Source organism: Alicyclobacillus fodiniaquatilis, from assembly GCF_042678105.1.
Lineage (GTDB): Bacteria > Bacillota > Bacilli > Alicyclobacillales > Alicyclobacillaceae > Alicyclobacillus > Alicyclobacillus fodiniaquatilis.
Genome location: NZ_JBHUCX010000085.1, coordinates 1 through 11,982 on the forward strand (window position 1 = coordinate 1; position 11,982 = coordinate 11,982).

An 11,982-nucleotide genomic window follows, 5' to 3' on the forward strand; every position below is an offset into this window, starting at 1 on the left:
ACTTTCTGAGCTGTTCTTTTGAAACCTTAGTCACTCTTATGTCCTCCCAATCTCATACTCCCTTTTGGGGATTGGGAGTTTACACAAAATATTTTACACACTCAAATCTGTGCCAGAATCGGTGCTGCGAATGTTCGAAGGAAAGGCATCCAAATGATTTTCAAGGCCATACCAGAACACTTTTCCACCGCACAATGTCGACATTTCTTTAAGCCAGGGATCTTCAAAGCGAAGCGCAGCAACCCCCTCCAAAGTGATCGACTGAAGTAGTTCTGCTTTCGCTAAAGCAATTTCTCTTTGACTGCCAAGCAGTTCAATGTGGCTGTGTCCAATGTTCGTAATCACGCCAGCTGTAGGTTTGGCAATGTTGCAGAGTTCCCTAATCTGTCCTCTCCCTCTCATGCCCATTTCCAAAACCATCGAGCGGTGTTCAGAGGTGCGACGTAGCATGGTCAGCGGTAAACCGAGTTCTGTATTTTGATTGGCTTCAGTTGCGAGACAAGAACCACCTGTATCCAAAACTGTGCGAAGCATTTCCTTCGTCGTTGTTTTTCCATTGCTGCCAGTCACGCCAACGACGAATCCGTGAATCCTGGTCATTTATGATACGTTGTCGTCGGCGCCCGTGCCCACTGTTACATGCCACAACCGATATACCTGACGCTTCAACTCAGTACTTATCTCCCTCGTCGCAAACAAGATTTCAAATGGACTCTATGCTACATACACCCCACTTCATCTTACTGCGTATTGCGCTTCATTTCGCATAGCCTTCTAAAGAAGGAATTTCATTTAATGATGCGAATGAATATCCAAAGGTGGTATATACATGTACCATCTCTCTTCATACAGTAAATGGTCACGCTAGGTTTCATTTGCGCGCCAAAAAAATCGCAAAATTCAAAAACGGATGCATAGAAACTAGCATATACAGCGTGATCGAGCAATCCAAAACTGCGTCATCCTACGAGGTGTTGTGGACATGTCTGTCATTAAAACGTTGTTGATTACCGGAGAGAACAACCACGATTGGCGACGAACATCTTCATTTTGTAAAAATTTGCTGGAGCGTACTGGTTTTTTTCAAGTAGATGTCACAGAAAACCCTGCGCGCGATCTCGCCGATACAGCATCCCTGAGCAATTATCATTTATTCTTCCTGGATTACAATGGCCCCGACTGGGGAGAACCAGCGAAATCCAACCTGGAAGCTGCAGTGCATGATGGTGCAGGGCTGGTTGTATTGCACGCGGCAAATAACGCATTTCCCGATTGGGTGGCGTATGAAAAAATGATTGGCCTCGCTTGGCGTGAGGGTGCAGGGCATGGAGAATTTCACAAGTTTAAAGTGGAAATCACGGAACACGACCATCCGGTTACACAAGGGCTGCAGGATTTTGAGACATGGGATGAATTGTATCATGGCTTGATGCACATGCATCAAGCGCCCTATCAGGTCTTGGCCCGTGCATATTCGGATCCAAAAACCGGTGGCACTGGTCAAGACGAACCCATCATCATTGTGCTCGAATATGGTCGCGGACGTGTTTTTCATTTGATGCTGGGCCATGTTTGGCCAGGGGATGCGAACGGCAGTTACAGAGGCGCTAGTCTCATTGCCCTGGAAAATGAGGGTTTTCAAAGTGCGCTTAAACGCGGTTGTGCGTGGGCGGCGACAGGGGCTATACGCGACGAACAGCGATGAATCCCAAAGGAGGATTTCTGTCTGATGTACAAAGTGGGTGTGATTGGGTTAGGCCATATTGCTGCGATGTATGAAACACCGGAAAGCAAAAATCCCTATTGTCATGTGGGCGGAATATTGAAAAGTAGTAAAGTCAAACTGACCAAAGTGGCGGATATGTCCGAGGAGGCGCGCGTAAAATTTCGCAGCGTCTGGGGAGACTGTTTTTCAGATCTTCAGTATTACGATAGCAGCCAAAAGATGCTGGACAGCAAAGACTTGGATATCATTGCCGTCTGTGTTCGTGGACCGCATCATTTTCAAGTGATGATGGAAGCGCTTGCTGCCAGCCCAAAGGCGGTTTTTCTGGAGAAACCGCCGAGTTGTTCGCTCGCCGAGATGGATGAGATGATGCGCATGGCCGCGGCGAAAAACATCCCGATTACCGTTTCTTATTCTCGTCACTGGAATCTTCATATGCTCAAGATGCAAGAACTCGTGAAAAAAGGATTGATTGGTCAAGTGAAGACCGTTATCGGCTACTGCGGTGGTACAGTGCTGTCTTTTGCCAGCCACACAACCGATTTAATTTGTCAGTTTGCCGGTTACTGCCCTTCTACGGTGTATGCAAGTGGAGAAATTCTGGATCAAGCGCCTGCAGGATTTGAGAGCGAGCCGTCCTTAACCCACATGGTCATTCATTTTGAGAACGGTGTGACGGGCATTCAGGTCGGCGCGAATGGCGAACATGGCGCTTTTTACTGTGAGGTTTTTGGAACAAAAGGCAGTTTGCGCGTTGGCATGTATACGGATACCGTTGTACGGACGACCAATGGGGAACTCGTCGATTTGACCCCATATCACATTTCGGAACGAGAAAGTGTGTTTACAACCGCCTATGATCAAATCGCCAATCACTTGAACGGCGGTCCGCTCCCAGATTGCACAAACGATGATTTTGTCACTGTCAACGAAATTGGATTCGCGGCGATTGAAAGCATTTATACAGGTAAAGTTGTGGAACTGCCCAACCGGGATCGCACACGGAAAATCTTTGCGAATGGTTGATGATGATTCGCACCGGATGGTTTGCGGCTTTTTGCCATTGGTATCAGTGAACGAAAATGGCAGTCATCGATATGGTCAACCCATCATCAATGACTGCCTAAACGTCCACTTATGCTGAACAAGAAGTAATGGTTCGAATCTGCGCTCGAATCGCATCATTTCCGCTCTGCAAGACTCTTCCACATCTTGTAGAAAAGACTGCTTGACGGGTTTTCTACTGCATAACCACGACGGTTATTTGCAGCTTGATCAAGCCTTGCCTGGTAGACGAATTTCATCGCGTTCGTATCAAATTGTTCCATTGTGCAACACCTCTTTCTTCTTGTTGGCTACATTATACGGCTGTGTAACCAGCAATGGTTGGAGGTGAAACGCTTGCATTGTGAACTTTTCTCCCTGTAAACCGCTTGCATTGTGAACATAGAATATGTAATCGTTTCCAATATGCGATCCGCTCGTGCGAGAACCGGACAGCTTTGATGGGCCAATGTAGTATACGGAAACCTACTCTCATATCAGTGTGTGACTTCTCGCCAATTCATTCAGTTCGTTTACAATGTTTTCTTCAACATCTGTGTCCATTGGCATGATTTTGTTTGCAAACGGCGCTACATCATCGTGATGTCCAACCATCACTGCATGCTTTGCATTTTGGAACATGGTGAGATCATTCGCATCGTTACCGAAAGCGATAAATTCCCCTTCTCTGACACCGTGCATTTGTAACGCTTGCCACTTATGCACCCCTTTTGGGCTGATATCTATGACATGCTCGTGTCGGTGTTGATGGATAACAACGTCCAGCTCACGCAATTGTTTTACAACGTCTTCCGTACTGTCCACTGTCAGCAGTAGAATTTTGACAACCGTTTGCAAGGCTTCCACGGGCATGCAGGTGGCTAATTTGGCAGGATCGACATTTTGTAAAATTGGATGGTCTTTTGGACCTGTATAGGCATAATCCCAGTCCCCATCGATTAAATAGGTAGCATGATGGTTTTTGATGATAGACAGAATCGTTTTTATCTGTTCGTCAGCAAATGCTTGCCGGAACACGATATTTCCGTGATTAGCAAGGAGCGAGCCATTGCCGCCGACAAGAGGAAAGGCGTGAAATCGCTGCGGAAGTACAGGCAGCATGTCGCGAATGGGCCGAGCTGAAGCGAAGATGACTTCATGCCCGGCTTCTTTCAACGCATCCAATTGGTTGGCTATCTGTTCGGAAACAGGCTGCCCTTTAAAACAAATTGTGCCATCCAAATCAAAAACAAAAACCATGATTGGCCTCCGATGTTTTTCCAGTGTTCAGGATTTCTATTTTACCACAACCGAGCTAGCTACCAGGGCAGTCACAGCTATCGGAAATCTCAAAGAGCAGATTCCTCAATCTCGAATCCTAAGTCTTGAATCATCTGCCAATCTGCATCTGGCAATTGCCCTTTTGTCGTGAGATAATCACCGACAAAAATCGAGTTTGCGGCATATAGACCGAGCGGTTGCAGGCTGCGCAGGTTCACTTCGCGGCCACCGGCAATCCGAATCTCTTTGGTCGGATTGACAAAACGCATCATTGCGAGGATTTTCAAGCATGTATTTGGCGTTAATTCACTTCTGCCCGCCATCGGTGTGCCCTCAATCGGATTTAAGAAATTACAGGGAATGGAGTCTACGTCAAGTGATTTTAGCGAAAAAGCCATTTCCACCCGCCCCTCCCCCGTTTCGCCCATGCCAAAAATGACACCGGAACAAGGAGAAATCTGTACACCCTTCGCCTGCTCCAGGGTATCTACGCGATCACGATAGGTATGTGTAGTACAGATATTTTGGTAGTTATCGCGGTCTGTATTCAAATTGTGGTTATAGCGATGAACGCCTGCATCTGCTAATTTTTTTGCGTGTTCTGGACTTAGGAAGCCGAGGCAGCAGCAAATTTTCAAATCACTCGTAGCGCGAAGCTCGCGAACAGCGGCTGCGACTTGTTCCACTTCGCGATTGGATGGCCTTCTCCCTGACATCACGATGCAATATGTACCTGCTTTACGGCGCTGGGCTTCTTCCGCGCCTGCCAAAATGGTCTCTTTTGAAAGCAGTGGGTATTTTTCAATCGAAGCGCTTGAAATCGCCGACTGCGAACAATAAAAGCAGTCCTCTGGACACATGCCCGACTTCGCATTCACAATCATGTTCAATTTCATCTTTGTGCCGAAATGCTTGCGTCGAATGACGAATGCTGCATTCATGAGTTCAAGGATGCGAAAATCTGGTTCCTGCAATATCGCGAATGCTTCTTCTTTAGATATCTCATATCCTTGTGTAACCTGTTCGGCGAGCGCGAACCAATCCTGATTTGTGGTTGTTTGCGAAATAGGTCATCCCTCCAGCATGATTGTTAACCTATATTATATAACAGGTTAACAATAGGAGCTAGAAGAGATATCGTTAACAAAACGCAAAAATCGCATGATAATACACTTGTTGGAATTCATTTGCTTTCCCCTACGCTAAGGCACTTATCCGCCCTTGAAAACAAGATAAATACGATTGCCATGGAAATTGAGAAATATCAGATATACGGATAATAATGCGTGAGGAATTGATGCAATCGGCAATTTTTTCTTCAACTTAACTGTAACTTATCACAGAGAGCTTGCGTCTATACATTCGTTAACAGTAACAAAGGAGGCCATTGGCTGCTTATGCAACACACCATTATTGTGGCTGGAGCATTCGTTTTGGCAATGGTAGGAGTCGTTGGTTGCAGTGCTAGTACACAAGGATCGATTCATCTTGCCGCACAGAATAGTACAACAAATACAACTGCAGACTCGAATAATACATCATTAAAAAACACTACTAGTATGATGACTAATAACGATTCGACAACGAAAAATACAACAGCAACGAATACTACTTCAACTGAAACTCCGAATAATACGACCACGACATCAACGACTAAAACGGGTGGAAATGGAGCAACGACAGTTTCCTCTGCAACAGACAGTGTCTATGTATTTTCTCAGGCTACTTTGGAAGAGATGTATGCTGCACTATACGTGCGAACAGTAGGACCAGTCGTTATTCCTAGCAATGTTTCGCAAAATGCACTTTCATACGCCCCTAAGGTCTCACTAAAAATGCTTCAATATGCCCCAGCCAGCGAACAGAGTTTGGATCAACAACTTATACAACAAATTCAAAATTGGAATAACCACAAAGAAATGAAATTGTTACCATCATTGCCTGGGTATCAACTAAATTTCTATAGTCATCCTACGGGTAGTCCTATGCATTTTTGGGATACTAAAAATTGGCCTCAGTGGACTAGTCCAGTACTAAAATAGTAAGAGTAGAGTGATCCGCCCCACGCTTATTACGGATGGATTTATCAGTATAAAGACGCTCCGAGACATCCATTCGCTTACATATACGTCGCCTAAAAAAAGCTTTTGAGGATACTGACATACTGCTGTCAGTATCCGTTTGGAAAATGAGGATGAACACATGAGAGAGGCATGAAAGTGCGACCTTTCTTAACTTCTATATGAATGGGTGGAATACAATCGTGAGTATTGCAAATTGGCAAGTTGATCCGGACCACAGTTGTGTTGAGTTTTCCGTGACACATTTAATGATCAATAGAATCAAAGGGGTATTCGAGCGTTTTCAAGCGAATCTGCGTTTTGATCCCGATGACTTCGCAACCACAGTGATTCAAGCTTCGATTGACGCAGATAGTATGACAACTCGTCAACCACAACGGGATGCACACCTGAAAAGCGAGGAATTCTTTCATGTCACAAAGTATCCTGACATTACGTTTCAGAGTATCGGGTGCGCTCAAGTTGGCGAACGTCAATGTGAACTGACAGGCAATCTCACACTACATGGGATTACAAGGCTCATCACATTTCATACTACTTTTGGCGGACTCAACAAAGATCCTCGCGGGCGAGAACGTGCTGGATTTCTGTCAAAAGCTTCAATTGATCGGAGTGATTTTGGTTTGTCATTTAATTCACCTTTGGAAACGGGTGGTATCGTTGTGGCAAATGAAGTGAAGATAGCGCTGTACATTGAGGCAATCAAAGTAGAATAACAATCATCGCTTGGAAGCGGATCGAGCCAGTTTGATTCAATGAGAAAGACCACCAACGGTGGCCTTTCTCGCTGTTCTGTAATTTGAATCGGCACGTTGGTGCCGCGCCATCCGCGATGCCTCGATTCGATTGACTGGCATTTTCATGATTCTGCTGGGATGCATCACGCATGGCGGTCTATCCTATGCAAAGCTGTCGGTGAAGTTAAATTCTCCGTTGACTTTCACTACCTTAATATCAGGTATCGAGCCCCAATCGAGATAGGTATTGCCCTCGTGGACAACGCCTTGTACCGTTTGCCCGTCAATGGAGAATTTACCGTTACCGAGATACTTATGTGGTATGCCACACTTTAACAAAACGGTCCACAGTAGGTACGTCGAATTTTGAACCGAGATGGCCGGAAAGGCCTTTCCGTTCACATCTACATTGAGATGTGGATATGCCTTCGGCGTCACATCTTGTGCGGCAGTTTCTGCAACACTTACATATTTCTTGTACGATCCGTTCGTGTAAGCGCGCCACGGTTCCCAATTCGTTCCGTGTTCACTGATGGTGTACGCCATTTTTGCGCTAAAGCTGGGGTTCAACAGTGCTGATGGGTCGGCTTCGTCATGGATTTCATTGATTTGCCATAGACCAATCGACGTATCACCTGGACTTGTTGCAGCAGGGTCAAACGTCGATTCGCCGCCAGCCACCGCGACGGCGGTTACCAGACTGTGACCACGGAAACCCGCCTCGTAGGCATACTGTGCGACTTGATTTGGAGATAAAAAAGCCATCGGTTCACCCTTTCTTTATCCTGTCTTCATATGGTGAGATAAACTGCTATAATTGCACAACTGTGCTGTCACGGTATAATGTACGAATCGAATCCGCCCATTTTGAGGGTGGCAGGCGTTTTAGTTTCTTAAAATTTTTTAGTGTGCAATCAACATAAAAAAGCGCCCCGAAGGACGACTGATGGAGGGTTATCTTAACTTTCCGAGTGACATCCGGATCACCTTTGGCAAATGATCATCTATCTTCGTTTTGCTTCCTTTGTTCGACTTCAGCTTTCATTTGCTCCTGAATTCGCTGAATTTCTTGAGTATGCTTCCCAATGTCCGCCAACAATGAAGCTTGATGCTTTATGCCTTCGTCGACTAAAAAGGCAGCCGCCTCTGATTGATTCTGAACAAAACCAGCGGTCACGAGTTCGTTTAAGTAATACAGGGCTTCATCAGAAATACGGACACTGACGATATGTTTTCGCCCCTTTGCATCTGGTGTTTTTTCACCTACTTGTTGTATCGCTTCGCTCAACATTTCTTCGGTGAAAATGCCGTTTTCAACAAAACCTTTTAAAATCTGATGTTGTATCGAGATCCCATCTTGCAACCAAACCATTGCTTCATCTGGAATCTTTGGGAACAACGAAAATGCTTGGTCATCATCCACTGAAATCATCCCTTTGCGCATCATGGTGATCCCACTTTACGCATCATTCCACTTCATCGTGTATGTCCATATCGATGGCAGTAAAGCAAAAAGACAGCCAGCCAAGGCCGACTGTCTTTTTCCATCGTAAACTCAGAAATCTGCTGATCCGTTCTAAAATTACCAGTCCGCCACAGCACCATCATCATCGTGAAACCAGCGCGGCGTATCCCATTCGCCATCATACTGTTTTTCCCGCAGAGCTTCCTCATCCACTTCGATGCCCAGTCCTGGTCCATCGGGGATGACAATATAGCCATTCTCGACGACAAACGGTTGTTTGATATATCCTTCACCGAGATGGACATGTTCCTGCGCCAGGAAATTGGCGACTGTCGCGCTCACGTTCAAACTGGCTGCCAGGTTGATGGGCCCCAACGGGTTGTGCGGCGCAAAAGCGGCAAAGTGCGCTTCGGCGATGGCCGCGATATTGCGCGCCTCCGAAATGCCGCCGCAATGCGCCAAATCTGGCTGGACAATGGCCGCAGCTTGTTTTGCCAGCAATTCGCGGAAAGCCCATTTCGTGAACAAGCGTTCACCGGATGCGACAGGAATAGAGGTCGATCGCGCAATTCGCGCCATCTCGTCCACATTTTCTGGCAGACAAGGTTCCTCAATAAACAGCGGATCCAACCGCTCCAATTGTTTGGCGATCTTAATGGCGAGCGCAGGTTGGATGCGTCCGTGAAAATCCACCGCAAAGTCATTCTCTGGGCCAATCGCCTCGCGAATCGCTTCAAAGCGTTCCAGTTCGCGATGTATCCAGGCGGGTGACTCCAAAAAATGCGCTTTGTTGCCGATACTTGTTTTGACGGCCGTAAATCCAGACGCAACGGCCTTTTTAGCGCTTTCATAGGCTTCATCTGGCGTCGCGCCGCCGACATGGCCATACATGCGTATCCGATGCCTGACCGCGCCGCCCAAGAGTTGTGACACAGGCGCGTTTAGAGATTTGCCAAGAATGTCCCAAAGCGCTTGATCGATCCCGCTGATGGCGCTTGTCAACACGGGCCCGCCGTGATAAAAAGTGCCGCGATACATCGCTTGCCAAAGATGTTGAATCCGTCGGGGGTCTTCGCCAATCAGGTGCGGCTCCAACTCCTTGATGGCCATCTCGACTGTGCGGGATCTCCCTTCGACAATCGCTTCACCCCAGCCTACAATCTCTTCGTCCGTCGATACTTTTAAAAAAGACCAACGAGGTTTGACGTGCAGCACTTCTAGTTTGGTAATCTTCATAGGGTTTTTCCTCCTGCATTTTGCGCGTGTTTGACTGGCAATACTGTGTACGAAATCCGTGTCAATAAATAAGCAAGCAAACTGATACAAAAGAAGGGAATCAACTTTACAAACGTCATCATCAACAAAAGAGCCGCGATGAGATTGGCGATCATCAACAGTGTTTTCAACGGTTTCATGACGCCAATCACAAAAGCGTACTTGATTTGTTGGATGACGTTTGTGTCATATAGCGTGAACACTGGCCCGATATAGACAATCACCACGAGAAAAGCCAGTGCAAGTATATGTGATATATAATTTAGCACAACATTATGAAAATGGCTGATGTCTGCATGAATAAAATAGCCAATCAGCAATAACATGTAGCCAAGCAGATTGGCGCTTAGAAAATCTCGCTTGTATATTTGCCAAAATAGCTTAAATACAGGCTTCTCTTCCCCATCCATCCATTTTCTCGTGATGGTAAATACCGCGCTGGTTGCGGGAAAAATCCCACCAATCACGCATCCCATCATCGTAAATAGCAGCCAGAGCATCTGCAAATACACCAGTTTCGTGATCCATTCCATGGCACGGTAGGTCGTGTTCGCTACAAAATTCAACAATGTCTATCCCTCCGTATGTGCCCTGCGCCCTGTTCCATCATGCCTTCAGACCTGAAGTGACGATGCCCTCGATGAGGTACCTTTGCCCGATAAAGAACGTGATGATGATCGGCAGCGCGAATAGAAGTGTGGCGGCATTGATGACCGGAATCAGTTGAATGTTGGGATTGTTGGGCAATGTATAGTTGGCGCCAATTAGCGCTGTAGCCAGATTCCATTTGTCAGAATCGAGAAACATGAACGGTGTCATGAAATCTCCCCATGATCCCTGAAAGGACATAACGACCACGGTCGTGATGATCGGGATCGAAAGTGGGATAAAAATTCGCCAAAAAATACCGAAGCTCGTACAACCATCAATTCTCGCAGATTCGTCCAAATCTTTGGGGATGTTCATGAAGAACTGACGGTATAAAAAAATGAAGAACGGGCTGCCGCCAATGCCCCAAAACACCCAGGGCCAAAAGTTGTTCGTCAAGCCAATTCGATTAAAGACGACATACGTGGGGATCTGTGTCACGACTGTCGGCAGCATCATCGTCGATAGAATAAACATGAAGAGAAATTTCTTCCCTGGCGCCTCCAACCGAGCGAACCCGAATCCCACGATGCCACTGGAAATCGTCGTCAGTACTACAGTGATTCCCGAGATGATGAATGAATTTCCGATATACTGTAGGTATGGGACAAGTGTAAATGCCATCGCATAGTTGCCCCAGTGAATCGAGCTTGGGATCAATTGGTTGATTGAATAGATGGATCGCAATGAGTTTAAAAATGTCCACAAACCGGGAAACAAGAAGAGCAGGGACAAAATGATCACCACAGTATATAAAATCGCGCGATTCACCTTTCGATTCGTACCGGTTGCCACCATGGTTTACCGCTCCTCTCCTGATTCGTAGTACACCCAATATTTGCTGGTTTGGAACACAATGAGCGAAAGGATCAGCACGACCACGAACAAGACCCACAGCATGGCCAATCCATAGCCGAACCGCTGGAAATCAAAAATCTGCAGCCATGCGTGTACCATATACAGATAGATGGGTTGAATCGGCTCGGATATCAGGCCGTTGTTGCCTGGCGTCAGCAACATGGGTTGCACTAAAATTTGCAGAGATGCGATGATGCCCATGATCACGTTGAAGAAAAGCACGGGGGTCATCAAAGGGACCGTGACATAGCGAAATTTTTGCACGGTCTTGGCGCCGTCGATGGCGGCTGCTTCGTACAGGCTCTGCGGCACGCCCTTCAAGCCAGCCAAATAAATCATCAGTCCACCGCCTGCGCCCCAGAGCAGCATGATGATGAGTGAGCTCACCGACAGGTCGTAACCCAGCCAATCGACCGGATGAATGTGTAATAACCCAAGTAAATTGTTGAGCAAACCGCCTTGCTTGGCGTAAATGGACTTCCACATCAGCCCGGTGGCCACGACGGGGATGATGGATGGCAGATAGAAAATCGTACGATAAATGCTCAGACCCTTTAGGCGATTGTTCAAGAGCACCGCCAGCATAAAACCGATAAATGTCCCCAACGGCACATTGATGACAGTGATGATGAGTGTTCGCCGCAACGCCGCCATCGCATCAGGGTCTGTAAAGACGTCCTTGTAATTCAACCAACCGACAAAGCGCAAAGTCGCGTAGTTGTATCCCGAGTAATCCGTAAAACTCAAATACAGTCCCCATAGTAACGGGATGAGTCCCAAGAGGATGAACACCACAAACCAGGGCGAAATGAACAAGTAGAACTCAGCCGCCCTTTTTCTTTTAATAGACAATGCCAACCCCTCTTT

Annotated in this window: 14 protein-coding genes; 4 read left to right on the forward strand and 10 right to left on the reverse strand. The window is 46.6% G+C overall.

The annotated features are described in order from the left end of the window. Window positions 1-93: 93 nt before the first annotated feature. Window positions 94-600, reverse strand: a complete 507-nt coding sequence (locus tag ACFSB2_RS20695) for a Mur ligase family protein (protein ID WP_377945011.1) — start codon at window positions 598-600, stop codon at window positions 94-96. A gap of 382 nt (window positions 601-982) precedes the next feature. Between ACFSB2_RS20695 and ACFSB2_RS20700 the strand changes: the two genes are divergently transcribed. Both ACFSB2_RS20700 and ACFSB2_RS20705 read left to right on the forward strand, forming a co-directional pair. After that, window positions 983-1,705 carry a ThuA domain-containing protein gene (locus tag ACFSB2_RS20700; RefSeq protein WP_377945012.1) on the forward strand — a complete coding sequence of 241 codons (723 nt, stop codon included), beginning with the start codon at window positions 983-985 and terminating at the stop codon, window positions 1,703-1,705. Between the two features lie 24 nt (window positions 1,706-1,729). After that, window positions 1,730-2,752, forward strand: a complete 1,023-nt coding sequence (locus tag ACFSB2_RS20705) for a Gfo/Idh/MocA family protein (protein WP_377945013.1) — start codon at window positions 1,730-1,732, stop codon at window positions 2,750-2,752. A 155-nt stretch (window positions 2,753-2,907) separates the two neighbouring features. Here ACFSB2_RS20705 and ACFSB2_RS20710 read toward each other — a convergent pair whose 3' ends face one another. From ACFSB2_RS20710 to bioB, 3 genes are all read right to left on the reverse strand, one after another. Beyond that, complete coding sequence (locus ACFSB2_RS20710; RefSeq protein WP_377945014.1) at window positions 2,908-3,054, reverse strand: hypothetical protein; 147 nt, start codon at window positions 3,052-3,054, stop codon at window positions 2,908-2,910. A gap of 208 nt (window positions 3,055-3,262) precedes the next feature. After that, window positions 3,263-4,030: an HAD-IIB family hydrolase gene (locus ACFSB2_RS20715; RefSeq protein ID WP_377945015.1), complete on the reverse strand. Its 768-nt coding sequence runs from the start codon at window positions 4,028-4,030 to the stop codon at window positions 3,263-3,265. An 89-nt stretch (window positions 4,031-4,119) separates the two neighbouring features. Beyond that, a complete protein-coding gene (bioB, locus tag ACFSB2_RS20720) occupies window positions 4,120-5,118 on the reverse strand; it encodes a biotin synthase BioB (protein WP_377945054.1) in 999 nt (332 codons plus the stop codon). A gap of 330 nt (window positions 5,119-5,448) precedes the next feature. Here bioB and ACFSB2_RS20725 point away from each other — a divergent pair, with 330 nt between their 5' ends. Together ACFSB2_RS20725 and ACFSB2_RS20730 are read left to right on the forward strand one after the other, a co-directional pair. Then, the gene (locus tag ACFSB2_RS20725) at window positions 5,449-6,093 is read left to right on the forward strand and encodes a hypothetical protein (RefSeq protein WP_377945016.1); all 645 of its coding nucleotides are present in this window, start codon (window positions 5,449-5,451) and stop codon (window positions 6,091-6,093) included. Between the two features lie 221 nt (window positions 6,094-6,314). After that, window positions 6,315-6,848, forward strand: a complete 534-nt coding sequence (locus ACFSB2_RS20730; protein ID WP_377945017.1) for a YceI family protein — start codon at window positions 6,315-6,317, stop codon at window positions 6,846-6,848. 183 nt (window positions 6,849-7,031) lie between these two features. Here ACFSB2_RS20730 and ACFSB2_RS20735 read toward each other — a convergent pair whose 3' ends face one another. From ACFSB2_RS20735 to ACFSB2_RS20760, 6 genes are all read right to left on the reverse strand, one after another. Next, entirely contained in the window at window positions 7,032-7,634 is a 603-nt protein-coding gene (locus ACFSB2_RS20735; protein ID WP_377945018.1) for a transglycosylase SLT domain-containing protein, read from the reverse strand. Between the two features lie 235 nt (window positions 7,635-7,869). Continuing rightward, the gene (locus ACFSB2_RS20740) at window positions 7,870-8,316 is read right to left on the reverse strand and encodes a hypothetical protein (RefSeq protein ID WP_377945019.1); all 447 of its coding nucleotides are present in this window, start codon (window positions 8,314-8,316) and stop codon (window positions 7,870-7,872) included. A 135-nt stretch (window positions 8,317-8,451) separates the two neighbouring features. Further along, entirely contained in the window at window positions 8,452-9,570 is a 1,119-nt protein-coding gene (gene dgoD, locus ACFSB2_RS20745; protein WP_377945020.1) for a galactonate dehydratase, read from the reverse strand. Beyond that, complete coding sequence (locus ACFSB2_RS20750) at window positions 9,567-10,178, reverse strand: YesL family protein (RefSeq protein WP_377945021.1); 612 nt, start codon at window positions 10,176-10,178, stop codon at window positions 9,567-9,569. Before ACFSB2_RS20750 ends, dgoD begins: the two co-directional genes overlap by 4 nt. 37 nt (window positions 10,179-10,215) lie before the next feature. Further along, the gene (locus ACFSB2_RS20755; RefSeq protein WP_377945022.1) at window positions 10,216-11,055 is read right to left on the reverse strand and encodes a carbohydrate ABC transporter permease; all 840 of its coding nucleotides are present in this window, start codon (window positions 11,053-11,055) and stop codon (window positions 10,216-10,218) included. A gap of 3 nt (window positions 11,056-11,058) precedes the next feature. Beyond that, on the reverse strand, window positions 11,059-11,967 hold the full coding sequence (locus ACFSB2_RS20760) for a carbohydrate ABC transporter permease (protein WP_377945023.1): 909 nt from the start codon (window positions 11,965-11,967) through the stop codon (window positions 11,059-11,061). Window positions 11,968-11,982 lie beyond the last annotated feature (15 nt).

Excerpts from the sequence above, each read along its gene's own strand:
- ACFSB2_RS20695 (WP_377945011.1), bottom strand. The coding sequence starts at position 600 with ATGACCAGGATTCACGGATTCGTCGTTGGCGTGACTGGCAGCAATGGA.
- ACFSB2_RS20725 (WP_377945016.1), top strand. The coding sequence starts at position 5,449 with ATGCAACACACCATTATTGTGGCTGGAGCATTCGTTTTGGCAATGGTA.
- ACFSB2_RS20710 (WP_377945014.1), bottom strand. The coding sequence starts at position 3,054 with ATGGAACAATTTGATACGAACGCGATGAAATTCGTCTACCAGGCAAGG.
- ACFSB2_RS20735 (WP_377945018.1), bottom strand. The coding sequence starts at position 7,634 with ATGGCTTTTTTATCTCCAAATCAAGTCGCACAGTATGCCTACGAGGCG.
- ACFSB2_RS20700 (WP_377945012.1), top strand. The coding sequence starts at position 983 with ATGTCTGTCATTAAAACGTTGTTGATTACCGGAGAGAACAACCACGAT.
- ACFSB2_RS20705 (WP_377945013.1), top strand. The coding sequence starts at position 1,730 with ATGTACAAAGTGGGTGTGATTGGGTTAGGCCATATTGCTGCGATGTAT.
- dgoD (WP_377945020.1), bottom strand. The coding sequence starts at position 9,570 with ATGAAGATTACCAAACTAGAAGTGCTGCACGTCAAACCTCGTTGGTCT.
- ACFSB2_RS20740 (WP_377945019.1), bottom strand. The coding sequence starts at position 8,316 with ATGATGCGCAAAGGGATGATTTCAGTGGATGATGACCAAGCATTTTCG.
- ACFSB2_RS20755 (WP_377945022.1), bottom strand. The coding sequence starts at position 11,055 with ATGGTGGCAACCGGTACGAATCGAAAGGTGAATCGCGCGATTTTATAT.
- ACFSB2_RS20715 (WP_377945015.1), bottom strand. The coding sequence starts at position 4,030 with ATGGTTTTTGTTTTTGATTTGGATGGCACAATTTGTTTTAAAGGGCAG.